This is a genomic window from Xanthomonas rydalmerensis (assembly GCF_033170385.1).
Classification (GTDB): domain Bacteria; phylum Pseudomonadota; class Gammaproteobacteria; order Xanthomonadales; family Xanthomonadaceae; genus Xanthomonas_A; species Xanthomonas_A rydalmerensis.
The window spans coordinates 4,169,700-4,194,292 of the sequence record NZ_CP126170.1; the positions used below are offsets into that span (position 1 = coordinate 4,169,700).

Here is a 24,593-nt window from a genome sequence, read left to right on the forward strand (position 1 = left end):
TCCATGGTCAAGGGTAGAATCGTAGCGGTTTTCCCCGGCGCGCCCGGCGTGCCCAGCCGAATGGACCAGAAATGAACAAGCGATTCGCAAGGATTTCCGCCCTGTCGCTGCTGGCGTTGCTCATCGCCGGCTGCGCCACCTCCAGCGTGACGCCGAGCGCCTCGCCGGCCCAATCGGCGGCGCTGGCGCTGCTGGACCAGGGCAAGCCGCGGGACGCGGCGCAGCAGCTCGAGGCGCAGGCCGCCGGCGCCACCGGCAGCGAGCGCAACCAGTTGCTGGGCGACGCCGCCTTCGCCTGGTACGAGGCCGGCGACGCCGCGCGCGCGCGCAGCCTGCTGGCACAGGTGCAGGTGCGGCAGTTGCCGCCGCTGAGCAAGGTGCGGGTGGCGCTGGTCGAGGCCGAACTGGCCCTGGCCGACCGCCAGCCGGCCAAGGCGTTGCAGGCGCTGGGCAGCGATCCGCAGGCGGTGCCGCAGAACCTGCGCGCGCGCTGGCACCTGGCCCGCGCGCAGGCGCTGGAAGGCACCGGCGATGCCACCGCCGCGCTGGACGAGCGTGCCCGCGCCGACAACGGCCTCAGCGGCCAGGCGCGCAGCGACAACCAGCGCGCCATCGTGCGCCAGCTCGCAACGCTCAACGACGCCACCCTGCAGGCGCGCGCCGCCGCGCTGCCGGCCGGCGACCCGCTGTACAACTTCGTCGGCCGCGCGCTGCTGAGCCGCGGCCTGGCGCTGCCGCGTCCGTTCGACCGCGGCGAGCAGTGGGGCTTCGACACCAGCAAGCGGCCGCCGGCCGAGCGTGACGGCTACCGCCCGCCGGCCAAGCTGGCGGTGCTGCTACCGCTGAGCGGCAGCCTGGCCACCGCGGCCGCGCCGGTGCGCGACGGCCTGCTCGCCGGCTACTACGGCGAGACCCGCCGCCGTCCTGCGATCGACTTCATCGACACCACCGGCACCCCGGCCGGGGCGCTGGCCGCCTACCAGAAGGCGGTCGACGGCGGCGCCGATTTCGTGGTCGGCCCACTCGGCCGCGACGAGGTCACCGCGCTGTTCGGGCGCGACGCGCTGCCGGTGCCGTTGCTGGCGCTGAACCGCGGCACTCACGCGCCGCCGGGCGGCAGCGCCGGTTTCTCGCTGGCGCCGGAAGACGACGGCATCGCCGCCGCCGAGTACCTGCTGGCGCACGAGCGCCGCAACACGCTGGTGATCGGCAGCAACGACGACAACGGCCGCCGCGCGGTGGCCGCGTTCCGCGACCGCTTCAGCGAGCGCGGCGGCAAGGTCGCCGGCAGCGTCAGCGTGGCCGACACCCCGGGCGACATCGGCGCGCAGCTGCGCAACGCCGGTGCCGCCGACTCGGTGCTGCTGGCAGTGAAGGGCAACACCGCCCGCGTGCTGGCGCCGCAGTTGGCGCTGGCCGGTTTCGCCGGCAAGACCCGGGTGGCGACCTCGCAGCTGGTGCTGGGCACCGGCAAGCCGGAGGACGACCTGGTACTGGACGGCATCGTCTACCCGAGCGAACTGTGGAACGTGCGTGGCGTCGGCGGCCTGCCGGCGGCGACCAGCGTGGCCGACATGCTGCCGACCGCGCGCGGCCCGGCCGCGCGCCTGTTCGCCTTCGGCTACGACGCCTGGCAGATCACCGCGTACCTGGAAAAGCTGGCGACCGGCAAGGACAGCGGCCTGCGCGGCGCCACCGGCGTGCTGCACCTGGACGGCTTCGGCAACATCGTGCGCACCCCGGCCTGGTCCACCTTCAGCGGCGGGCGCCCGACCCCGCTGCCCGATGGAAACTGAGCGGCGCCGACGCGGCAACGCGGTGGAAGCGGCGGCGCGCGCCGAACTGGAGCGCGCCGGCCTCCGCCTGATCGCCGCCAACGTCGCCTTCCGCGGCGGCGAGCTGGACCTGGTGATGCAGCAGGCGCAGAGCCTGGTGTTCGTCGAAGTGCGCTACCGGCGCAGCAGCGCGTTCGGCGGCGGCGCGGCCTCGGTCGACCTGCGCAAGCGCCGCCGCCTGCTGCTGGCGGCGCAACTGTTCCTGGCCGCGCATCCGCAGTACGCCACCTGGCCGTGCCGTTTCGACGTGGTCGAGGCCGAGGGCGATCCGCCGCGGCTGACCTGGCTGCGCGACGCGTTCCGCGCCGAGGATTGCTGAGATGCCGAGCATCTTCACCCACGCCGCAGTGCCGCTGGCGCTGTGGGCCGCCGCCGACCGCGGGCGCATCTCCACGCGCCTGCTCGGCGCCGGCATCGTCGCGGCGATGCTGCCCGACGCCGACGTGCTCGGCTTCGCCCTGCACATCCCCTACGCCGACGCTTTCGGTCATCGCGGCGCCAGCCACTCGCTCTTGTTCGCGGCGGTGCTGGGCGTGCTCGGCGGATTGCTGCACCGTCCCTTGCGCGCCGGCGCGTTGCAGGCGGCCGTCTGGATGTTCGTCTGCACCGCCTCGCATCCACTGCTCGATGCGATGACCTCCGGCGGCCTCGGCGTGGCCCTGGCCTGGCCGTGGAGCGAGCAGCGCTGGTTTGCGCCGTGGCGGCCGATCCGGGTCTCGCCGTTCGCCAACGGCTTCTTCAGCGCGCGCGGCATGGCCACGCTGTGGTCCGAGCTGCGCTGGGTGTGGCTGCCGCTGGCGCTGGCGGTGCTCACCTGGAAACTGCTGCAGCCGCCCTCGCCCTCCGCTCCCTCTTCACCGCCTTCGCCATGACCACACCCCTCCCCGCCGCACTCACCGACACCCTCGCCGCGCTGCTCGGCGCCGACGGTTGGCGCACCGATGCCGACAGCCGCCGCAGCTACGGCGAGGACGATTCGCGGCGCTGGGCATTGGCCGACGCGGTGGCACTGCCGCAGACCCGCGAGCAGGTGCAGGCGATCGTGCGCGCCTGCCGTGCGCACCGCGTGCCACTGGTGGCGCGCGGCGCCGGCACCGGCACCGCCGGCGCCGCGGTGCCGTTCAGCGGCGGCGTGGTGCTGTCGTTCGCGCGCATGAACCGCATCGTGCAGTTGCGCCCGGCCGACCGCTGCGCGGTGGTCGAACCCGGCGTGCTCAACGGCGACCTGCAGCAGGCGCTGGCGCCGCACGGGCTGTTCTGGCCACCGGATCCGTCCAGCGCGGAGATCTGCAGCGTCGGCGGCAACCTCTCCACCAACGCAGGCGGGCCGCGCGCGGTGAAGTACGGCGCCACCCGCGACAACGTGCTCGGCGTGGTCGCGGTGACCGGCAGCGGCGAGCTGATCCGCTGCGGCGGCGCCTACACCAAGGACGCCACCGGCTACGACCTGACCCACTTGCTGGTCGGCAGCGAAGGCACCCTGGCGCTGATCGTGGAAGCGACGCTGAAGCTGTCGCCGCGGCCGCTGGCGCAGGCCGGCCTGCGCGCGCTGTACCGCGACGCCGCCGGTGCCGCCGCGGCGGTGTCGCGGCTGATGGCGCAGCCGAGCACGCCGACCATGCTGGAATTCATGGACCGCAGCGCGATCGCGCTGCTGCGTCGCAACGGCAGCGACGTGCCCGAGGCCGGCGCGATGCTGCTGATCGAGGCCGACGGCGACCACGACACCCTGCCCTACGCGCTGCAGGCGCTGGGCGCGGCGGCCGAGGGCGACGGCCTGCTGGCCCTGGACGTGGCCGCCGACGGCAGCGCACGCGACCGCCTGTGGGCCGCGCGCCGCGCGCTGTCGCCGGCGCTGCGCACGATCCGGCCCGGCAAGATCAACGAAGACGTGGTGGTGCCGGTGTCGCGCATCCCCGAGTTGGTTGCCGGTGTGGAAGCGCTGGCCGCCGAGTTCGACCTGCCGATCGTCGCCTTCGGCCATGCCGGCAACGGCAACCTCCACGTCAACATCATGTACGCGCCCGACGATGCCGACGAGACTGCGCGCGCGCAGGCCGCCCTGCCGCGGCTGTTTGCCCTGGTGCTGTCGCTGGAAGGCACGCTGTCGGGCGAACACGGCATCGGCGTGGCCAAGCGCGACTACATGGATCAGGCCTTCGACGCCGCCACCCTGGACGCGATGCGCGCGATCAAGCGGGCACTGGATCCGGATGGGATTCTCAATCCGGGGAAGGTGTTGCCGGAGGCTTGAGCGGGATTCGGGATTCGGGATTCGGGATTCGGGATTCGGGATTCGGGATTCGTAACAGCGTCTTTCGCGTGCGGATCCATTGCAACGTCGACCTAATCCTGATTTCCGTCGCTGTCGGGCTGTGTCCGTCGCGATACGCCCTGTGGAGCGACTTCAGTCGCGACGGGCCTTACCGAAAACGCGGGGTCGCGGCTGCAGCCGCTCCAACGAACACCGGGCAAGGCCGACGCGACACATCACGCGGACGGACACTGCACGCCGATGAAGCGCAACCCCACGCCCGGCTCGGTGGCGATGTAGCGCGGGGCCACCGCGCTGTCGCCGAGTTTCTGCCGCAGCTTGCCGACCAGGATGCGCAGGTAATGCGTGTCGTCCTGGTGGGTGGGACCCCACAGTTCGCGCAGCAGTTGCGGCTGTGTCACCACGCGGCCGCTGTGCCGCAGCAGCAGCGCGAGCAGCGCGTACTCCTTGCGGCTGAGCGGCAGCGCCTCGCCGTCCAGGCGCACCTCGCGCAGGCCCAGGTGGATGTGCAGGTGGCCGTCGTCGAACACCGGCTCGGCCTCGCCGGCCACCGGTTGCATGCGCAGCAGCACGCGGATGCGCGCCATCAGCTCCTGCACGCCGAACGGTTTGGTCACGTAGTCGTTGGCACCGGCGTCCAGCGCCTGCACCTTCTCGTCCTCGCCGGCACGCACGGTCAGCATGATTACCGGCACCGACGACCATTGCCGCAGTTCGCGCAGCACGCTGTGCCCGTCCTGGTCGGGCAGGCCGATGTCCAGCACCACCAGTTCGGCGCCGTGCGCGGCCAGTTGCGCCAGGCCGGCGGCGCCGGTGTCCGCCTGCAGCACGCGGTAGCCCTGCGCGCGCAGGCTGATGTCGAGGAACCGGCGGATCTGCGGCTCGTCGTCGATGACCAGCACGCGCGGCGGCGGAATCGGATCGGCGTGGGACTCAGTCGGCATCGGGGCGGGACGGCGGCGCGGCGGGTTCGATGAGCGGCAGGGTAATGCGGATTGTGGTGCCACGACCATCGGGGCCGGGCAGCGCCTCGACGCTGCCGCCGTGCGCGCCGATCATGCCCTGGCAGATGGTCAGGCCCAGGCCGGTGCCGTGGCGGCCGCGGTCGCCGCGCTCGACGCTGTAGAACATATCGAAGATGCGCGCGCGCTCGTCCTCGGGAATGCCCGGGCCGCGGTCGCTGATGTCGATGCGCAGGCGGCCCTCGACCATGCCCGCGGCGACGCGGATCGCCGCATCCGCCGGCGAGAACTTGGCCGCGTTCTCCAGCACGTTGAAGATCGCCTGCTCGACCAGCGCCGGGTGCACCCACAGCGTCGGCAGGTCCGCGGCCAGGGCGATGTCCAGGCGCACCTGCGGCTGGTAGCGCTGCAGGCGCCGCGCGGCCGAGCCGATCAGTTCGTCCACGCCGATCCAGTCGCGGTTCAAGGTCAGCCCGGTGTGGCCGAGCCGGGTCATGTCCAGCAGGTTCTGGATGTAGCGATCCAGGCGCTCGCCTTCCAGTTGGATCGTCTCGAGCAGGCTGCGGCGATCCTCCGCGTCCATCGCCTGGCCGTAACTGGACAGGCTGCTGGCCGCGCCGATCATCGCCGCCAGCGGCGAGCGCAGGTCGTGTGAGACCGAGGACAGCAGCGCCGAACGCAGCCGCTCGGTCTCGCCGCTGACCCGCGCACTCTCCAGGTCGGCGACCAGGCGCGTGCGCAGCGCGGCCTGGCCGATGTCCTCGACCATCGCCTCGGCCAGGCGCTGCTGCTCCAGGCCAGGGCGCTGCACGCCGGCGCCGAAGCGCAGCCCGACCACGCCGATGGTGCCGCGCTCGTGGCGCACCGGCAGGAACCACCAGCTCGCGCCGGCCAGCGTATCGGTGAAGCGACCGGTGGCCTGGCCGTGGCGCTGCGCCCAGTCGGCGGCGCTGCGGTCCACCGCGGCCATCGTCGGCGCGTAGTCGTCGGCGCCGTCATGGGCGCGCTCCAGCGGCTGCAGGCGCAACCAGGCCTCGGCGTCGAGCGTACCGGCGAGCGCGCGGCGCCCGGCCTCCAGCACCTGGCCGAGGTCGGCGGCGCTGGTCAGTTCGCGGCCCAGCCGCTGCAGTGCGGTGGTCTGCGCATTGACCGCACGCAGCGCCAGCACCTGCATGCGCAGGCGCGAGGCCAGGCGCCCGGCGACCAGCGCGGCGACCAGGAACAGCAGCACCGTGACCACGCCCTGGCGCGCGCCGATCTGGAAGGTGAAGCGCGGCTCGATGAAGAAGAAGTTGTAGCTGAAGAAGCTCAGCAGCGCCGCCAGTACCGCCGCGGCCATTCGTGTCTTCGACGCCACCATCACCACCGCGACGATGAACACCATCGACAGGTCGTCGATACCGACCCAACGTTCGGCGACCCAGGCCACCACCACCGCCAGGACGGAGGCCAGCGTGGCGAACACCAGGTCGTCGCGCGACAGCCAATGCCCCGGACTGCGCCAGCGCCGCCGCGCGCGGGCGCGCGCTTCCGGCGAACTGATGATCACCAACTCGTAGTGCGCGCCGCGTTGCAGCAGTTGCTGGGTCAGGGTGCGGTTGATCATCCGCGCCAGCGGACGCTCGCGGGTGCGCCCCAGCACCAGCGTGGACACGCCGCTGCGCGCGGCATGGTCGAGCAAGGTATCGGCGACGTTGGCGCCGTGCAGCAGCGCGGCGTCGCCGCCGAGCCGACGCGCCAGCGCGAAGGCGCGGTCGATCTCCAGTTGCCAGTCGGCGTCGGGCTGCGCCTGGGTCTGCACGGTGACCACGGTCCACGGCGCGCCGCGGCGCTCGGCCAGGCGCCGCGCCACCCGCACCAGGTAGTCGGACTGGCCGCGCCCGTCGATCGCCACCATCACCGTGCGCCGCAGCGCCACGCTGGTGCGGCCCTGCGCGGCCTGCACATCGCGCAGATCGTTGTCGACGCGGTCGGCGGCGGTCTGCATCGCCAGTTCGCGCAGCGCGGCCAGGTTCGACGGCGAGAAGAACGCCTGCAGCGCCTGCCCGGCCTGCTCGGGCAGGTAGACCTTGCCCTGCTGCAGGCGCTCGATCAGTTCGCGCGGCGGCAGGTCGACCAGCACGATGTCGCGCAGGCGGTCGAAGATCGCATCGGGCACGGTCTCGCTCACGCGCACGCCGGTGATGCGGTGGACCACGTCGTTGAGGCTCTCCAGGTGCTGGATGTTGACCGTGCTGTAGACGTCGATGCCGGCGTCGAGCAATTCCTGCACGTCCTGCCAGCGCCGCTCGTGGCGGCTGCCGGGCGCGTTGCGATGGGCCAGCTCGTCCACCAGCACCAGCGGTGGGCGCAGCGCCAACAGCGCATCCAGGTCCATCTCGTCGAGGGTGCGGCCGCGGTACTCCAGGCGCCGCCGCGGCTGCACGGTGAGGCCCTCCAGCAGTGCCGCGGTCTCGGCGCGGCCGTGGGTCTCGACCACACCGACCACCAGGTTGCTGCCCTGCTGCTGCAACTGCCGCGCGCGCGACAGCATCGCGTAGGTCTTGCCGACCCCTGGCGCCGCGCCGAGGAACACGGTCAGTCGCCCGCCGCGCTCGCGCTGCAGTTCGCCGATCAGGGCGTCGGCCTGTTGGGTGCGGGGGTCGGGCATCGAAGGGCCGGGATTGGGGATTCGAAATTGGGGATTCGCGAAGCGTACAGCGTCAGGCCATGCGCTCTACTGCTTTTGCCCATTCCCGATTCCCGTTTCCCCATTCCCGTCCGCGTCCAAGGCCAAATTCAGCGCCAGCACATTCACCCGCGGCTCGCCCAGCACGCCGAACTGGCGCGGCTGGGTCTGTGCGGCGACCAGGGCGGCGACGGTCTGCGGCGGCAGGCCGCGCGCGGCGGCGACGCGCGCCACCTGGATCTGCGCCGCATCGACGCTGATGTCCGGGTCCATGCCGCTGCCGGACTGGGTGACCAGATCGTCCGGCACCTGCGCCGGGTCGATGCCTTCGCGCGCGGCCACCGCCTGGCGGGTGTCGTCCAGGCGCTTGCGCAGGTCGGGGTTGCTGCGCGCCTGGTTGCTGCCGGCCGCCGACATCGGGTCGTACTTGGCGCCGGACGGACGCGGCTGGAAGTAGCCCGCGGCGGCGAACGGCTGCGCCACCAGCGCCGAGCCGACCACGCGGCCAGCGTGGGTGTGCAGGCTGCCGTTGGCCTGCGCGGGGAACAGCGCGCCGGCCAGCACGGTGGCCAGCAACGAGTACAGCGCCGCGGACGCGAGCACCAGCAACGGCAGCACCAGCACGGCGCGCCAGCGCATCGGCTCGCGGGGAGAAACGGAAGACACGGTCATGGGAGCGATTCCGGAAGGAGCGTCAAAATCGGCGCCGGGCTCAGCCCAGCGCCACCAGCAACAGATCAATGGCCTTGATCCCGACGAACGGCAGCAGCACGCCGCCCACGCCGTAGATCAGCATGTTCCGGCGCAACAGCGAGGTCGCAGAGGACGGGGTGAAGCGCACGCCGCGCAGCGCCAGCGGGATCAGCGCGGGGATCACCAGCGCGTTGAAGATCAGCGCCGCGAGCACTGCGTTGGTTGGGCTGGACAGGCGCATCACGTTCAGCGCGGCCATCTGCGGGATCGAGGCGGCGAACAGCGCCGGCAGGATCGCGAAGTATTTGGACACGTCGTTGGCCAGCGAGAACGTGGTCAGCGCGCCGCGGGTGATCAGCTGCTGCTTGCCCACTTCCACCACCGCCAGCAGCTTGGCCGGATCCGAATCCAGGTCGACCATGTTGCCGGCCTCCTTGGCCGCCTGGGTGCCGGAGTTCATCGCCAGGCCGACGTCGGCCTGGGCCAGCGCCGGCGCGTCGTTGGTGCCGTCGCCCACCATCGCCACCAGGCGTCCGCCGGCCTGCTCCTGGCGGATGCGCGCCAGCTTGTCCTCGGGCGTGGCTTCGGCGATGTAGTCGTCGACGCCGGCCTCGGCGGCGATGGCCGCGGCGGTGAGCGGGTTGTCACCGGTGATCATCACCGTCTTGACGCCCATCGCACGCAACCGCGCGAACTTCTCGCGCACGCCGTGCTTGACCACGTCCGACAGTTCGACCACGCCCAGTACGTGCCGGCCCTCGGCCACCACCAGCGGCGTGGCGCCGCTGCGCGCGACCTGCTCGACCCGGCTCTTCAGCTCCGCCGGCACCTGCCCGCCCAGCGCGGTGACGTGGCGGATCAGCGCATCGGCGGCACCCTTGCGGATCGACCGCGGCGACGCCGTGCCGAACCCCGGCAGGTCGACGCCGGACATGCGCGTCTGCGCGGTGAAGGCGACGAACTCGGCGTCTTCCGGATCGGCCGGCGGCAGGCCCTGCTCGCGCGCCAGGCGCACGATCGACTTGCCTTCCGGGGTCGGGTCGGCCAGCGACGACAGCATCGCCGCCTCGCGCAGTTGCGCCACGTCCACGCCGCTGAGCGCATGGAACACGGTGGCCTGGCGATCGCCGTGGGTGATGGTGCCGGTCTTGTCCAGCAGCAGCACGTCGACGTCGCCGGCCACTTCCACCGCCTTGCCCGACTTGGCCAGCACGTTGGCCGACAGCGCGCGATTCATGCCGGCGATGCCGATCGCCGGCAGCAGCCCGCCGATGGTGGTCGGGATCAGGCACACCAGCAGCGCGATCAGCAGCAGCGGATCCACGTGCACGCCGACGAAGCCGGCGATCGCCGGCAGCGAGGCGACCACGATCAGGAAGGTCAGGGTCATCGCCGCCAGCAGCATGGTCAGCGCGATCTCGTTCGGGGTCTTCTGCCGGTTTGCGCCTTCCACCAGCGCGATCATGCGGTCCAGGAAGCTGTGGCCCGGCTCGGCGGTGACCTTCACCAGGATCTCGTCGGACAGCACCTTGGTGCCGCCGATGACGCCGGAGCGGTCGGTACCGGCCTCGCGCAGCACCGGCGCGGATTCGCCGGTGACCGCGGCCTCGTTGATCGTGGCCAGGCCGTGCACGATCTCGCCGTCGGCCGGGATCAGTTCGCCGGCTGAGACCACCACCAGGTCGCCCGGGCGCAGTTCGGCGGCGGGCACGCTGGCCTCGCCGTCCAACCGCGCGCTGGCGACCCGGCGCGCCACCAGGTCCTTGCGTGCGCGCCGCAACGAGGCGGCCTGGCCGCGGCCGCGCGCCTCGGCCACCGCCTCGGCGAAGTTGCCGAACAGCACGGTGATCAACAGGATCGCGGTCACCGCCCAGCCGAAGCCGGCCGGGCCCTGGCCGGACACGGTGATCAGCGCCGACAGCAGCGTGCCGGCGAAGACCACGGCCATCACCGGGCTGCCGAGCAGGTGCCGCGGCGACAGCTTCAGCACGCTGTCGCGCAAGGCCGCGCGCAGCGCCGCGGCATCGAACAGCCCAGGCCGGCGCGCCGGCGAAGAAGCCACGGAAGTAGAAGGAAGCGGGGTGCTCATCGTCGTCGTCTCAGTGCGCGGCCAGGGTCAGGTGATCGGCGATCGGTCCCAACACCAAAGCCGGCGTGAATTGCAGAACGGTCAGGACCGCGATGACCGCGATCAGGGTCAGCGCGAAGGTCGGGGTTTCCACCTGCAGGCTGCCGCCGGTTTCCGGCGCCACCCGCTTGCGCGCCAGTTGCGCGGCCACGATCAGCGGCACGATCAGCGCCGGATAGCGGCCCAGCAGCAGCACCGCGGTGCAGCTCAGGTTCCACCACGGAATGCCGTCGCCCAGGCCCTCGAAGCCGGAGCCGTTGTTGGCGAAGGCCGAGGTGTACTCGTAGAACACCTGGCTGATGCCGTGGAAGCCGGGATTGGAGGTCGCCGAGATCGATGCCGGCAGCGCCAGGGTGACCGCGGTGAAGCCGAGCAGCACCAGCGGCTGCAGCAGGATCAGCAGCGCCAGCAGGCGCACTTCCGGTGCCTCGATCTTGCGCCCGAACAATTCCGGGGTGCGCCCGGTCATCAGTCCGGCCAGGAACACGCTCAGCAGCAGATACACCAGGAACTGCTGCAGGCCGCAGCCGATGCCGCCCCAGATCGCGTTGATCAGCATGTTGACCATGGCCACGCCGCCGGTCAGCGGCGCCAGCGAATCGTGCATGGCGTTGACCGAGCCGTTGGAGGTCTGCGTGGTCAGCGACGACCAGGCGGCCGAGTCGTCCACGCCGAAGCGTACTTCCTTGCCTTCCATCAGCGCGGCGCTGCCGGGCGCGTGGCCTTCGGCCCACAGCGACACCGCGGTAGACGCCAGCGACATCACCAGCATGCTGCCGAACACCAGCGCGGTGAACTTGCGGCGCCCGGTGAACGGGCCGACCATGAACGCCACCGCCACCGGGATCAGCACGATCGCCAGCACCTCCAGCAGGTTGGAGAACGGCGTGGGATTCTCCAGCGCCATCGCGCTGTTGGGCCCGTACCAGCCGCCGCCGTTGGTGCCGAGCTGCTTGATCGCCACCATCGCCGCGACCGGGCCGAGCGGGATCTTCTGCGTCTGCTGCCCGGCGCTGGCGTCCAGCGGCGTGGCGACCGGACCGGCGGCCAACGTCGAGGGCACGCCCTGCTGGGTCAGCAGCAGCGTCCACAGCAGGCACAGCGGCAGCAGGAAGCGCAGGGTCGGACGGATCACGTCGGCCCAGTAGTTGCCGACGTCCACGTCCTGCGGCAACTCGCCGCCGGCCGCCGCGCGCGCCGCATCGTGGCCGCGCCCGCCGAACAGGCCGCGCAGCGTCGCCGCGACCAGCGCCAGGCCCATCATCGGGGTGATGAACTGCAGGCCGACCACGCCCACCGCCTGCGACAGGTACGACAGCTGCGCCTGGCCCGAGTAGTGCTGCTGATTGGTGTTGGTCAGGAACGAGACCATGGTGTGCAGGGCCACGTCCCAGCGCATGTTGGGCACCGCATCGGGATTGAACGGCAGCCAGGCCTGGGTCACGAACAGCGCGAACACCAGCACGCCGAGCACCAGGTTGCTGGCCAGGAACGCGCCGGCGTAGGCGCGCCAGTGCATGCCGCGCGCCGAATCGGTGCCGAGCAGGCGGTACAGGGGGCGTTCGATCCAGCCGAACAGCGCGTCGCCGCGCATCGGCGCCCCGCGCATCACCTTGGCCAGGTACAGGCCCAGCGGCCATCCCAGCAGCAGCGCGAGCGCATAGACAAGCAATGTATCGATCATGGAAGTGGCACTCGGCTCAGAAATCTTCGGGGCGCAGGATCACGTACAGCAGGTAACCGGCCGCGACGATCACCGCCACGCCGCAAACGAACGAAAGCCAACCGCTCATGGTCTCAACTCCGAAACAAAGGGACGGCCCGCCGCAGGGCAGGCCGCAATCACGTGGGAACACCGCCGTACGCGACACGCGCACGGCGGCAGAAGGGAAGCGCAACATGGCGACGCACGCCGGGTCGGACAGGCCTTCTGGCCCAGGCCGGCATTATCGAAGCCAGCGCCATAAACTCTCCGTGGCGAAGCCGCGCGGCGCGCATAAATTCTGCGTAAAACCGTGCGTGCCGGCGTATCGCCATGGTCGGCGCCGGCAGCGCACGATGACGCGCGACACGGCCGGCGCCGCGCGCGCCGTCCTCAGTAGTGCAGGATCGCGTCGATCAACGCAGTCGCCTGATGATTGCGGCGGCCGCCGTCGTAGGCGGGAAAATCATAGGCGTGCTCGTAGCGCAGCTCGGGGCGGATCTCGAGGTCCTGCGACACCCAGTGGGTGAGGCCGATGGTGTGGCTGGAGTAGCGCGTGGCGAAGCCGGTGCGCTGACCGTCGTGATCGTTCACGAACTCGTTGCGGATCGCCAGCATGTCCGAGGCGCCGAGCTGGATGTTGACGTAGTTGACGATGGCGTCGGCGCTGCTGCGGCCCAGCGGGAAGTCGGGCGCCTCGCCCAGCGCATAGCCCGGGCGTCCGGTCGGCGCGTGCGATTGCGACGGATCGGTCGCCAGCGCCTGGTCGCGCACGTAGAGGTGGTAGGCCTCGGTGAGCATGTGCACCTTCGGCGAGAAGCGATGGCCCCAGGTCAGCACGAACTCCTGCAGGTTGTTGTAGGTCTGTGCGGCGTTGTTGTACGACTCCACGCACGGATACAGCATGTCGTCGTTGCTCTTGGAGACCCAGCGCAGGCAGGCCTGCGCGCTGAGGCGGCTGGTCGCGTCCCAGATCGCCGAATCGTCGCCGCCGTGCACGCCGAGCTGCAGCGTCCACTGGTCGTTGAGCTTGGTGGTGGTGAGGATGCCCATGTTGGTATAGGCGTCGACCGTGTACAGGATCGAATGGGTCAGCAGGTAGTTGTTCGGCGAGAACTGCGCCTCGATGTCCGGCAGCGACAGGTAGCGGCCGACCGTGACCAGCATGCCCTGCGCCACCGACGGCAGGTACAGGTCCACGTGCGCGATCATCGGATCGTTGCCGTAGATCTTGCCGTTGAGCGCACTGTTGGCCTGCGGGTGGTGCAGCAACTGATCGCTGGTGACCCCCTTCATCGTGGTGTAGTGGTAGTCGTAGCCGTACAGGTCGTCGAGATGGAAGCCCCAGTCGACATGATCGGTCTGCACGGTGTCCGGCACGCGCTGCAGGCGGATCAGCGCCTGGTTGAACTCGCCGCGATTAGGCCGCGTGGAGTAGGACAGCGGATAGTTGGTGCGCGAGGACGTGCTGGCGTTGAGCGAGGGATTGATCCAGCCGTACAGCTCGATGCGGTTGCGCTGCATCCACTGCCCCACACGCGTGCAGGCCAGCGCCTTCTCGACCGGGTACTGCGCATTCTCGTTGGGCACGCCGACCGGGTAGTCCACCGCGCCGAGCTGCCATTCGGCCGACGGAAACGGCGGCGAGGAGAACGGCGAAGCCAGGCCGCGGCGCGCTGGCGTCGGCGCATCGGGATCGGCCGGTTGCGCATCCTCGCGATAGGCCGAGGCCAGGCGCGAGAAGAAACCATTGGCACAATCGGCGCTGCGCGCCAGCGGCGCCGTGGCGGCGCCCGACGCCGGCATCGCGTCCGACACGGGCGCGGCCAGACCTGCGGCGGCGGCATCGCCGGCGCACAGCAGAGTCAGGGACAGGAACAGGGGATGGAGCTTCATGGACATCGCGACTTCGGCTCTGCGACGAGCCGTCCTTGTTTGGGTGGAGGGAGACAACGACAGCGCGCCGCGTCACGCGCACGCGCCATCGCCGGCGATGCGCCTGGTGGCGCATCGCGTGGAGAGAGTTGGAATGCAGCGCCGCGGTGGCGGCGGTGTCAGGTGGTCAACGCGCGTGCAGTGAGCGCGCTGCTGCGTGGCGGCGGACGCTGCAGCGCGCTGCGGCAGACATCGTGGCGTCGCAACGCACGAGGCATGACGGCCACGCTGACGCGGGCACTAGGCGAATGCGCGACCGGAGGCGACATATTGCGCATGCAAGCGATCATTGCGGTCAGCGACACGCTCAAACTTCCAGCCATCGATTCCACGCAAGCATCCCCGTCGTCAGCGCGGAAAGTATAGGAATCGCCGGATATCTTCGTTGCAAAGCGCGCGCCGGTTCGAATAAAACCTACGTAAATTCGTATGCAGAATGGGCCGGTGCGCTGTGTGGCGATGCGTGGCTCCGTACCCTCATCCGCCCCTGCGGGGCACCTTCTCCCGAAGGGAGAAGGGAAGAGCCGAAGCCCCTCTCCCACCGGGAGAGGGGTTGGGGTGAGGGTACGGCGCGCGAAGCGTCGCCTCGACCTGATCATGCGAGGCTACGCCCGTACCCTCATCCGCCCCTGCGGGGCACCTTCTCCCGAGGGGAGAAGGGAGAGCCAAAGCCCCTCTCCCTCCGGGAGAGGGGTTGGGGTGAGGGTCCGGTGCGCGAAGCGTCGCGTCGACCTGATCATGCGAGGCTTCGCCCGCACCCTCATCCGCCCCTGCGGGGCACCTTCTCCCAGGGGGGGAGAAGGGAAGAGCCGAAGCCCCTCTCCCGCCGGGAGAGGGGTTGGGGTGAGGGTCCGGCGCGCGAAGCGCCGCGTCGACCTGATCATGCGAGGCTTCGCCCGTACCCTCATCCGCCCCTGCGGGGCACCTTCTCCCGAGGGGAGAAGGGAGAGCCAAAGCCCCTCTCCCACCGGGAGAGGGGTTGGGGTGAGGGTCCGGTGCGCGAAGCGCCACGTCGACCTGATCATGCGAAGCTTCGCCCGCACCCTCATCCGCCCCTGCGGGGCACCTTCTCCCGAGGGGAGAAGGGAGAGCCAAAGCCCCTCTCCCGCCGGGAGAGGGGCTGGGGTGAGGGTACGGTGCGCGAAGCGCCACGTCGACCTGATCATGCGAAGCTCCGCCCGCACCCTCATCCGCCCCTGCGGGGCACCTTCCCCCGAAAAGGGGGCCATGGTCCCGAGGGGAGAAGGGAAACGCTAACTGCCTCAGTGCAACGGCACGCTCAGGAACGACGGCGTGGCCGTCGGCGAGCTGAAGCTCACCGTGCCGCCGAAGCGGCTGGCCGAGGTGTAGCGCGGATCGGTGGTGTCCACCACCAGCACCAGGCGGCGACCAGCCGGGATCTCGACCGCGGTCGCCTGCAGCGCCAGGTCGAGCGTCACCGGTGACCCTGGCGTCGCATTGCGCAGGGTGTACGGCACGTGGCTGAGCAATTGCGCCGAACCCGAACTGTCCATGCTGTACAGATAGGCGAACAGCGACACGTTGGACTGACTCGGGGTCACCGTCAGCCGCAGCGACGGCGCGCCGGCCAGGCGCTTGTCGCTGGACAGCACCGGGCCGCTCCACACTGCGGCACCAGCACGGCTGACCAGCGGGATCGAGGTCGTCACCGGCTGGCCGAGGCCCTGCAGCAGGCCGCTCAACATCACCACGCCGGAGTCGGCCAGGGTCGGCACGCCGGTGGCGATGCGGTAGTTCCAGCCGCTGCTGTTGCCGGTGCTCAGCGAGCCGGTCGGCAGCAGCAGGCCGCTGGGGCCGGTCAGGCCGTAGCGCGTGGCGCCGGCCTGCACGCTGTTCCAGTCGGCATAGCTGAGCCAGGTGCCGCCGAGGGTCGACAGCTGCACCGGCGCTTCGCGGTCCACGCCGTTGTCGCGGCCCTTCAGGTAGCGGTCGAACCAGCGCGTGGCCTCGGTATACACCTGGTTCGGCAGGCCCAACGCGCCCGGCAGTTCGGCGGTGGCGTGGTCGCCCTGGCTGAACATCAGGTGCTTGGGCACGCTGAGCTGGTTGTAGAGGTTGATGTACTGGTTCGGCGGGAACAGGCCGTCGTTGAACGCATTGGCCAGCAGTACCGCCGGGCCGTTGCGGTTGAGCGCCTGCACCTCGTTGATCACCCCGCGTTCGGCGGCCTTGGGCAGGAAGCCCTGCACCGCACCGTCGTAGTCGCCCACCGCCACGTGCGCGGTGATCTGCGCCAGTTCCGGACCGGGCCGGCCAGTGGCGACCCCGGCGGCGACCAGCATGCCCACGCCCTGCTGGCTGACCGTGCTGTTGGCGTACAGCGACGCCTGCAGGTCGGCCCAGCCGCTGAGCGCGGCCACCGCCTTGATCCGCGGGTCGCGCGCGGCGGCGAGCAGACTGGTGCCGGCGCCGTAGGAGATGCCCGACACACCGATCGCCTTGGCGTCGGCCGGAGTGTTGGCCAGCGCCCAGTCGATCACCGCGCTGACGTCCTCCACCGTCGGCTGCCCGGCGATGTCGATCAGCCCCTGCGAGTCCCAGAAGCCGCGCGAGGTGTAGCTGACCACTACATAGCCGTCGTTGGCCAGTTCGCTGGCGCGGCCCACGTACTCCAGGTTGGGCAGCGACCAGCTGGCTGGCATCACCACCAGCGGGAACGGTCCCGGGCCCTGCCCCTGCGGCACCAGGACGAGCGCGCCGAGCTTGGTGCCATCGAAACTGGAAATGCTCTGGTACTGCTTGCTGAAACCGGCCGCGGCCGCGGCGGCGGAGAACACCAGCAACATCGCGCCAAGGGCGATGCGACGTGACACGGACATGCGCATGGACTGCCTCCCAAGCGGCGCCGAACCGGAATGGCCGGCTGCCGGAACGGTACTGCCAGAACGGTGACAAGCGCTCGACACGGGGCCGGGCAGGCGGACCGTACCACCAGGTACGGGCTATATTCACGCCGCAGTGCGGCACAGTATGGAAGGGGCGTCGGTCGGCGTTGGCCGGCGGGCCTCACGTCCTGGCGCCGCGGCCTGGGCCCGGCGTGCGCTCAGGCCACTTGGCTCAGCTCAAAAAGTGCTGGTAGCCGCTGCGCGGCGGTTGCCACGGCCGGCCGGCCGCATCGCGCACCACAATGCCGCGGCCGGCGACGATGCGCCCGATCGGCGTCGCCGTGACCCCGACCGCCTGCAGCACCTGCACGATCGCAACGCGCTGTACCGGGTCGGCGGTGAAGCACAGCTCGTAGTCGTCGCCGCCGCCCAGTTGCCAGGCGTGTACCTGTGCAGGGTCCGCGTCGGCCGGGGCGGCGACCGTCGGCAGCGAGACCAGCTCCAGTTCGGCACCGACGCCGCTGCGCACGCAGATGTGTTCCAGGTCGGCCAGCAGGCCATCGGAGACATCCACGCAGGCCCGCGCCAGGCCGCGCAGGCGCAAGCCGGCCTGCACCCGCGGTGTCGGCCGCAGCAGGCGCTGGCGCAGGTGTTCGTGCAGCGGATCGGCGGCTGGCGCGGTCACGTCCAGGCGGCCGCCCTGCCACAATGCCAGCGCCGCGGCGGCCTCGCCCGGCTGGCCGGTCACCCAGACCTCGTCGCCCGGCTGCGCGGCATCGCGGCGCAGCGCCGCCGTCGCCGGCACGCTGCCGATCGCGGTCACCGACAACGCCAGCGGCCCGCGCGTGGTGTCGCCACCGGCCAGGCCGATGGCGTGCGCGTCGGCCAGGGCGAAGAAGCCCTCGGCGAACGCATCGACCCAGGCCATGTCGACCTGCGGCAGCGATAGCGATAGCGTGCACCAGCGCGGCTGCGCGCCCATCGCCGCCAGGTCGGACAGATTCACCGCCAGCGTCTTCCAGCCGATGTCGGCGGCCGCGGTTTCGGCCGGGAAATGCACCCCGGCATTGAGCGTGTCGGTGGTGATCGCCAGCAATTCCCCCGCTGGAGGCAGCAGCAACGCCGCATCGTCGCCGATGCCCAGCGGCAGATCCGCACGCGCCCGACTGCGCGCACGCAGGCGCTCGATCAGATCGAATTCAGGCATTGGAGGACCGGGAATGGAGATTGGGGATTGGGGATTGGCAAAAGCGCGTCCTCGGACGGGAATGTCGCTCTGGCGAATCCCCAATCCCGAATGCCCAATCCCGCGCCGTCAGGCGCCGCCGCCACCCGACTCCACCGCGCGCCACTGCAGCGCGGCCCGATCCAGGACGCCGTTGACGTAGGTGTGCCCGTGCTCGGAGCCGAAGCGCTTGGCGGTCTCGATGGCTTCGTTGATCACCACGCGGTACGGCACGTCCATGCGGTGCAGCAGTTCGTAGGCGGCAAGGCGCAGCACCGCGCGCTCGATCGCGTCCACTTCCTCCACCGTGCGGTCCAGGTAGCCGACCAGCGCTTCGTCCAGTTCGGCGCGGTGCTTGAGCACGCCTTCGACCAGGTTCTCGAAGTACACCAGGTCGGCGATCTCGTGCGCCTGTTCGTGCGCGAACTGCGCGATCACGTGCTGGGCGTTGCCGCCGGAAATCTGCCAGGCGTAGATCGCTTGCAGCGCACGCCGACGCGCGCGCGAGCGCAGGACCGGATCGACACCATCGCGGCGTGGGTAGTGCTTGTGGCCAGCGGGTTTGTTCACGGCAGCAACTCCAGCAGGTTGACCATCTCCAGCGCGCTCAGCGCCGCTTCCTCGCCCTTGTTGCCATGGCTGCCGCCGGCACGCGCCTCGGCGTCCTCGACCTGCTCCACGGCGAGCACGCCGTTGAGCACCGGGATGCGGAAGTCCAGCGAGACCCGCAGCAGGCCCTCGGCGCAGCCATCGGCGACGTGTTCGTAGTGGCGGGTATCGCCACGGATCACGCAGCCCAGCGCGATGATCGCGGCGTGCTTGCCGGTCGCGGCCAGGCGCGCGGCGACCAGCGGCAGCTCCCACGCGCCCGGCACGCGGATCACGTCCACCGCGTCATCGGCGATGCCGTTGCCGGACAGGCTCTGCCGCGCGCCGGCGACCAGCACGTCGGTGATGCGGGCGTTCCAGCGGCTGGCGATGATCGCGAAACGCGCCGACTCGGGAGTGCGGAGGTCGCCTTCGTAATGGGACATGGCGGTGGCAGCTTGAGGGGGTGGGAGAGTTTAACAGGCAGGGAGGCCAGGGCCCGGAATGCGATCCAGGGGAACCGCGTAGTCGGCTGAGCACCGCCAATGGCGAGAATCGCTCGGAATCAGCTTTTACCGATTCCCCAATCCCGATTCCCGATTCCCGGCTCAATGTGCTCCACCACCTCCAGCCCGAACCCGGCCAGGCCGATCTGCCGGCGCGGCGTGCCGAGCACGCGCAGCTTGCCCAGGCCCAGGTCGGCCAGGATCTGGCTGCCGGCGCCGTTGCGCCGCCACTGGCCCACGTCCTTGCCGTGCGCCGCCTCCGGCTGCGCGCGCAGCCGCGCCAGCAGCGCCTCACTGTCGCGCGGCGCGGACAGCACCACCATCACCCCGCGGTCGGCCGCGGCGATCGCGCGCAGCGCGTCGCTGGCCGCCACGCCGAAGTCCTCGCGGCGCCAGTGCAGCAGATCGGCGAGCGGATTCTCCACCTGCACCCGCACCAGGGTCGGGGTGTCGGCGTCCGGGGTGCCGCGAACCAGGGCGAAGTGCAGATCGTGGGCGATGCGGTCGCGGTAGGTGACCAGGGTGAAACCGCCGAACTCGGTATCGATGGGCCGCTCGTCGATGCGCTCGACGGTGTGCTCGGTCGCCAGGCGGTAGGCGATCAGGTCGGCGATCGAGCCCATCTTCAGGCCATGGGTGCGGGCGAACTCCTCCAACTGCGGACGCCGCGCCATGCTGCCGTCGGGATTGAGCACCTCCACCAGCACGCCGGCCGGCTCCAGCCCCGCCAGCATCGGCAGGTCGCTGGCCGCCTCGGTGTGGCCGGCGCGGGTCAGCACACCGCCGGGCTGGGCGATCAGCGGAAAGATGTGGCCGGGCTGGCTGAGGTCGTGCGGCTTGGCATCGGGCTTGACCGCGGTGCGCACGGTGTGGGCGCGGTCGTAGGCGGAGATGCCGGTGGTCACGCCTTCGGCGGCCTCGATGCTGACGGTGAAGTTGGTATGGAACTGCGCGGTGTTGCGCTGGACCATCGGCGCCAGGCCCAGCTGCGCGCAGCGCTCGCGGGTCAGCGACAGGCACACCAGGCCGCGCGCGTGGGTGACCATGAAGTTGATGTCCGAGGGCTTGACCAGCTCGGCGGCCATGATCAGGTCGCCCTCGTTCTCGCGGTCCTCGTCGTCGACGATGACCACCATGCGGCCGGCGCGGAGTTCTTCCAGCAGCTCGGGGACGGAGGCGAAATTCAGGCTCGGGGTAACGGAAGGCGACATGCGGGGACTCGCGGAAAGACGGAGGGTGCCGCGCGCGCCGCAGGCAGCGGCGTGGCGCGACGAAAAGGCGAAACGGATGCGGCCAGGATCAGTCCTGGCGGCCCTGCAGCAGGCGTTCGACGTAGCGCGCGACCAGGTCGATCTCCAGGTTCACCGCCGCGCCGACGGCGGTCTGCGCGAACGCGGTGTGCGCCACGGTGTGCGGGATCAGCGCGACTTCGAAGCCTTCCGCATCGACCGCATTGACGGTGAGGCTGACCCCGTCCACGCAGATCGAACCCTTCTTGGCGATGTAGCGCAACAGCGCCGCCGGCGCGGCGAAGCGCCAGCGCTGCGCGCGCGCGTCGTCGTGGATCGACAGCACCTGGCCGAGCCCGTCGACATGGCCGCTGACCAGGTGCCCGCCGAGGCGGTCGCTGGGGCGCATCGCCCGCTCCAGGTTCAGCGCCGCGCCCTCGGCCAGGCGGCCGAGCGTGGTCAGCGCCAGGGTCTCGGTGGAGGCGTCGGCCTGGAACGAGGCGGCGTCGAACGCGATCACGGTCAGGCACACGCCGTTGACCGCGATGCTCTCGCCCAGGCGCACGTCGGCGAACGGCAGGCTGCCGGTGGCGAAGGTGAAGCGGATATCGCCGCCCTGCGGCTGGCGTGCGGCGAGATGGCCGACGCCTTCGATGATTCCGGTGAACATAGCTACGTTTCTCGCAATGGGGTGAGCGAAAAACGCCACAAGGCAAACAGGCACGCGCACAGCCGCAAGGCTGCGCGAAGGCCGTCTTCTTTCATCCGGACTATACCGTCGGCTCCGGCATCGCACCGGATCTGCTGACCTTCCCGATTTCGACGCGTCGCGCCTGCGCCGGGAAGCGCTCGCGGGCTCGTGCGCGAACGCACCTACCGCCGGTGGGGAATCGCACCCCGCCCTGAAGACGTTTGTGGTCGCCGGCGAACCGGCCCGCGCATTCTAGCAGGCGCGGCATACGGGCCCGGCCTGCATTACCCATCGCGGCGGGACGCTGCATCACGCAGCCCGCCGCGAAGACAGGAATGTGAAATATATGTTAAGATCCTGTTTGCGACAGGAGACGTCGCCTGTGTGCCGCCCTGCATTGGGACGATGACACTGCCATTCATCCGGAGAGCACCACCCATGCGCAACACACTGATCCTGGCTGCCCTGTTGGCGGCCGCACCTTTTGCCGCGTCGGCCGAAGGCCTGAGCTACAACTATGTCGAAGGCGGCTGGAACCGCACCGACATCAACGTCAATGCGTCCTCCGAGGACGTCAACGGCGGCTACCTGCGCGGTTCCTGGCAGATCGCCGAGCCGGCGTATGTGTTCGCCGGCTACCAGCGCGCCAGCGAAGACTTCGCCCTGTCCGAGGTGTACAGCGGCAAGGTGACCGTGCAGCAGGCCAACCTGGGCATCGGCTACCGCCAGGAAATGACCGAGCGCGTCGATTTCATCGCAGACGCCAGCGTGTTGCGGATCAAGGCCGAAGCCGACCTGCGCGAGGACGGCGTGCGTCTGGGCCGCGGATCCGATTCCAGCACCCTGGGTGCCGTCAATCTCGGCTTGCGCGGCAAGCCCTCGCCGCGGACCGAAGCCTGGATCAAGGCCGGCTACATCGACGGCAGCGATGCCGACGAAGGCAAGTTCGTCGGCACCCTCGGTGGCCAGATCAACTTCACGCGCACCTGGGGCATGGTCGGCGAAATCGAATACATCGATGACGCCAGCCAGTACAAGGTCGGCGTGCGCGCAAGCTTCTGATCAAAAGCGCGGCGTTTTGCGCGCACAAAGGGCACGCCGGCATACACCGCCGGCGTGCCCTTTGCGTTTATGCCTCACATTGATGGACTCAGCCCACCAACGGGAGATAGCGCAAGCGCAGGTCCTGCCCCAGGTGCACCACGTCGGCAAGCTGCAGCGGCACGCGCTGCGCCATCGTGTCGATGCCGAGCCCAGCCAATAGCGGGCGGGCGGTATCGCCAAGCAGCAGCGGCGCCATGTACACCAGCACTTCGTCGACCACGTCGGCGCGCAACAGTGCGCCGCCCAGCGTCGCCCCGGCTTCGACCTGCACCTCGTTGATGCCGCGCTCGCCGAGCAGGCGCAGCGCCGCGTGCAGGTCGCAGCGGCCGTCGTGCAGCGGCACCGCGGCGAAGGCGGCATGCTCCAGCGCCGGCGGCACGCAGTCCGGCGCGTGCAGGTACAGGGTCGGCGCGCTGCCGTCGCGGACCTTGGTCTGCGCCAGGCTGCGCAGTTGCGCGTCCAGCACCACGCGCAGCGGCGGCGCCACTTCGATCGCGGCATCCAGGCGCACGGTCAGTGCCGGATCGTCGGCCAGCACGGTCCCGGCGCCGGTGAGGATGGCGCCGGCGCGGGCGCGCCAGTGCTGCACATCCTGCCGCGCCGCCGCGCCGGTGATCCATTTCGATTCGCCGCTGGCCAGCGCGGTGCGTCCGTCCAGGCTGGCGCCGAGCTTGATCCGCAGCCATGGCCGGCCGCGCTCCACCCGCGACAGGAAACCGCGATTGAGCGCGCGCGCCGGCGCCTCCATCAGGCCCGCCTGCACCGCGATGCCGGCGGCGCGCAGCAGCGCGAAGCCGCCGCCGTTGACCTGCGGGAACGGATCGGCCATCGCCGCCACCACCCGCGTCACCCCGGCCTCGATCAGCGCCAGCGCGCACGGCGGGGTACGGCCGTAGTGCGCGCACGGCTCCAGGGTCACGTAGGCGGTGGCGCCGCGGGCGCGTTCGCCGGCGGCGCGCAGCGCGAACACCTCCGCGTGCGGCCCGCCGGCGCGCTGGTGGAAGCCCTCGCCCACCACGACGCCGCCGCGTACGAGGACGCAGCCGACCATCGGGTTCGGGCGCGTGGTGTAGGCGCCGCGCTCGGCCAGGCGCAGGGCCTGCGCCATCCAGCGATGGTCGTCGGCGGAGAAGCCGGGAACGAGGTCGGCACTCATGCGGATGCGGCGGCAGCGCCGGCGTCGCGGCGCATCACCACGATCTGCAGCGGCCCCAGCGGCAGGTCGGCGTGGCGCCGCCAGCCCAGGCGCTCGTAGAACGGCACCAGCACCGGCTCGCAGTACAGGTACAGCCACTGCACGCCGAAGCCGGCGGCGGCCTGTACGCAGTGCGCGACCAGGGCGGCGCCGACGCCGGCACTGCGTGCCTGCGGCCGCACGTACAGCGTGGCCAGCCATGGCGAAAACTGGCGGATGCGCGCGTCGTCGTTCTGCAGCAGGCTCACCGATCCCAGCCAGTCCTCGCCATCCAGCGCGATCCAGGTGGTGGGAATACGGCGGTCGTCGCGATGGCTGCGCAGGTCGGCCTCTGCCTCCACCACGTTCCACTCCGGCAGCAGCGGGCCGAACGCCTGCAGATGCTCCTGCGCCAGCGCCGGGATGTGCTGCGCCGCCTCGGCCAGACAGACGATGCGCATGCGCTCAGCGTTTGCCGGTCTTGTCGCCCGGCTTGGCCGCGCGCACCAGGTCAAGCAGCGGCAACTGCTCGCTGCCCACCGGCAACTCGCGCTCGAGCTTCTCGATCTCCTCGCGGAAATCGGCCACGTCCTGGAAGCTGCGGTACACCGAGGCGAAGCGCACATAGCCGACGTGGTCGAGCTTGCGCAGCTCGGCCATCACGTACTCGCCGACCCGGATCGACGGCAGTTCGCGCTCACCGGACATGCGCAACTGGTGCACCACCGCGCGCACCGCCGCCTCGATCTGCTCCTCGGCCACCGGCCGCTTCTGCAGCGCGCGGTCGAAGCTGGTGCGCAGCTTGCGCGCATCGAACGCCTCGCGGCCGCCGTCGCTCTTGATCACCGTCGGCAGCTTGAGTTCGATCGTCTCCAGCGTACTGAAGCGCTCGCCGCAGGCCTCGCACTCGCGACGACGGCGGATCGTCGCGCCGTCCTCGGACACGCGCGAATCGATCACCCGGGTATCGGTGTGCTGGCAGAAGGGACAGTGCATCAGGGGCCGGGATTGGGAATTGGGGATTGGGGATTG

The 24,593-nt window shown here is 70.7% G+C and carries 21 protein-coding genes and 1 riboswitch; of the genes, 5 read left to right on the forward strand and 16 right to left on the reverse strand.

All coding sequences use genetic code 11. The features are described 5' to 3' along the window. Positions 1-71 precede the first annotated feature (71 nt). The 4 genes from QN245_RS17720 to QN245_RS17735 are packed head-to-tail and all read left to right on the forward strand — an operon-like array spanning position 72 to position 4,089. Positions 72-1,796: a penicillin-binding protein activator gene (locus QN245_RS17720; protein ID WP_317843785.1), complete on the forward strand. Its 1,725-nt coding sequence runs from the start codon at positions 72-74 to the stop codon at positions 1,794-1,796. Next, positions 1,786-2,154, forward strand: coding sequence for a YraN family protein (locus QN245_RS17725; RefSeq protein WP_184448379.1), 369 nt, complete (start codon positions 1,786-1,788; stop codon positions 2,152-2,154). The genes QN245_RS17720 and QN245_RS17725 overlap by 11 nt, the downstream gene beginning before the upstream one ends. Before the next feature lies 1 nt (position 2,155). Next, the gene (locus QN245_RS17730; protein WP_317843786.1) at positions 2,156-2,707 is read left to right on the forward strand and encodes a metal-dependent hydrolase; all 552 of its coding nucleotides are present in this window, start codon (positions 2,156-2,158) and stop codon (positions 2,705-2,707) included. Beyond that, on the forward strand, positions 2,704-4,089 hold the full coding sequence (locus tag QN245_RS17735) for an FAD-binding oxidoreductase (protein WP_317843787.1): 1,386 nt from the start codon (positions 2,704-2,706) through the stop codon (positions 4,087-4,089). Before QN245_RS17730 ends, QN245_RS17735 begins: the two co-directional genes overlap by 4 nt. Positions 4,090-4,325: 236 nt before the next feature. On the opposite strand, the gene QN245_RS17740 is transcribed toward QN245_RS17735, so the two are convergent. From QN245_RS17740 to QN245_RS17800, 13 genes are all read right to left on the reverse strand, one after another. Then, on the reverse strand, positions 4,326-5,054 hold the full coding sequence (locus tag QN245_RS17740; protein ID WP_160966597.1) for a response regulator: 729 nt from the start codon (positions 5,052-5,054) through the stop codon (positions 4,326-4,328). Further along, the gene (locus QN245_RS17745) at positions 5,044-7,722 is read right to left on the reverse strand and encodes a sensor histidine kinase (RefSeq protein ID WP_160966595.1); all 2,679 of its coding nucleotides are present in this window, start codon (positions 7,720-7,722) and stop codon (positions 5,044-5,046) included. The genes QN245_RS17740 and QN245_RS17745 overlap by 11 nt, the downstream gene beginning before the upstream one ends. Positions 7,723-7,788: 66 nt before the next feature. Further along, positions 7,789-8,412 carry a potassium-transporting ATPase subunit KdpC gene (kdpC, locus tag QN245_RS17750; protein WP_425612884.1) on the reverse strand — a complete coding sequence of 208 codons (624 nt, stop codon included), beginning with the start codon at positions 8,410-8,412 and terminating at the stop codon, positions 7,789-7,791. Between the two features lie 40 nt (positions 8,413-8,452). Then, positions 8,453-10,522, reverse strand: a complete 2,070-nt coding sequence (kdpB, locus tag QN245_RS17755) for a potassium-transporting ATPase subunit KdpB (RefSeq protein ID WP_317843788.1) — start codon at positions 10,520-10,522, stop codon at positions 8,453-8,455. A 10-nt stretch (positions 10,523-10,532) separates the two neighbouring features. Further along, positions 10,533-12,245 (reverse strand): potassium-transporting ATPase subunit KdpA, encoded by a 1,713-nt coding sequence (kdpA, locus tag QN245_RS17760; protein ID WP_317843789.1) that lies wholly within the window; start codon positions 12,243-12,245, stop codon positions 10,533-10,535. 16 nt (positions 12,246-12,261) lie between these two features. Further along, positions 12,262-12,354 (reverse strand): potassium-transporting ATPase subunit F, encoded by a 93-nt coding sequence (locus QN245_RS17765; RefSeq protein ID WP_010341961.1) that lies wholly within the window; start codon positions 12,352-12,354, stop codon positions 12,262-12,264. A gap of 302 nt (positions 12,355-12,656) precedes the next feature. Continuing rightward, positions 12,657-14,165, reverse strand: a complete 1,509-nt coding sequence (locus tag QN245_RS17770; protein ID WP_317843790.1) for an outer membrane beta-barrel protein — start codon at positions 14,163-14,165, stop codon at positions 12,657-12,659. Positions 14,166-15,460: 1,295 nt separating this feature from the next. Continuing rightward, positions 15,461-17,044 carry a CocE/NonD family hydrolase gene (locus QN245_RS17775; protein WP_160966585.1) on the reverse strand — a complete coding sequence of 528 codons (1,584 nt, stop codon included), beginning with the start codon at positions 17,042-17,044 and terminating at the stop codon, positions 15,461-15,463. A 232-nt stretch (positions 17,045-17,276) separates the two neighbouring features. Continuing rightward, positions 17,277-18,251 (reverse strand): thiamine-phosphate kinase, encoded by a 975-nt coding sequence (gene thiL / locus QN245_RS17780; RefSeq protein ID WP_317843791.1) that lies wholly within the window; start codon positions 18,249-18,251, stop codon positions 17,277-17,279. Between the two features lie 108 nt (positions 18,252-18,359). Further along, complete coding sequence (gene nusB / locus QN245_RS17785) at positions 18,360-18,839, reverse strand: transcription antitermination factor NusB (protein ID WP_317843792.1); 480 nt, start codon at positions 18,837-18,839, stop codon at positions 18,360-18,362. Then, complete coding sequence (gene ribH / locus QN245_RS17790) at positions 18,836-19,303, reverse strand: 6,7-dimethyl-8-ribityllumazine synthase (RefSeq protein ID WP_184448389.1); 468 nt, start codon at positions 19,301-19,303, stop codon at positions 18,836-18,838. The genes nusB and ribH overlap by 4 nt, the downstream gene beginning before the upstream one ends. Positions 19,304-19,422: 119 nt before the next feature. Beyond that, positions 19,423-20,550, reverse strand: coding sequence for a 3,4-dihydroxy-2-butanone-4-phosphate synthase (ribB, locus tag QN245_RS17795; RefSeq protein ID WP_184645192.1), 1,128 nt, complete (start codon positions 20,548-20,550; stop codon positions 19,423-19,425). 112 nt (positions 20,551-20,662) lie between these two features. Beyond that, positions 20,663-21,262, reverse strand: a complete 600-nt coding sequence (locus tag QN245_RS17800; RefSeq protein WP_184448390.1) for a riboflavin synthase — start codon at positions 21,260-21,262, stop codon at positions 20,663-20,665. Between the two features lie 79 nt (positions 21,263-21,341). Next, positions 21,342-21,506, reverse strand: a riboswitch (FMN riboswitch). 215 nt (positions 21,507-21,721) lie between these two features. Between QN245_RS17800 and QN245_RS17805 the strand changes: the two genes are divergently transcribed. Next, positions 21,722-22,345, forward strand: coding sequence for an outer membrane beta-barrel protein (locus QN245_RS17805; RefSeq protein ID WP_184644513.1), 624 nt, complete (start codon positions 21,722-21,724; stop codon positions 22,343-22,345). Between the two features lie 88 nt (positions 22,346-22,433). On the opposite strand, the gene ribD is transcribed toward QN245_RS17805, so the two are convergent. Genes ribD through nrdR form a run of 3 tightly spaced genes read right to left on the reverse strand, consistent with a single transcriptional unit; the run spans position 22,434 to position 24,557 of the window. Continuing rightward, on the reverse strand, positions 22,434-23,543 hold the full coding sequence (ribD, locus tag QN245_RS17810; RefSeq protein ID WP_317843793.1) for a bifunctional diaminohydroxyphosphoribosylaminopyrimidine deaminase/5-amino-6-(5-phosphoribosylamino)uracil reductase RibD: 1,110 nt from the start codon (positions 23,541-23,543) through the stop codon (positions 22,434-22,436). After that, positions 23,540-24,022 (reverse strand): GNAT family N-acetyltransferase, encoded by a 483-nt coding sequence (locus QN245_RS17815; protein ID WP_317843794.1) that lies wholly within the window; start codon positions 24,020-24,022, stop codon positions 23,540-23,542. Before QN245_RS17815 ends, ribD begins: the two co-directional genes overlap by 4 nt. Before the next feature lie 4 nt (positions 24,023-24,026). After that, positions 24,027-24,557, reverse strand: coding sequence for a transcriptional regulator NrdR (nrdR, locus tag QN245_RS17820; RefSeq protein ID WP_010340907.1), 531 nt, complete (start codon positions 24,555-24,557; stop codon positions 24,027-24,029). Positions 24,558-24,593: the final 36 nt, after the last annotated feature.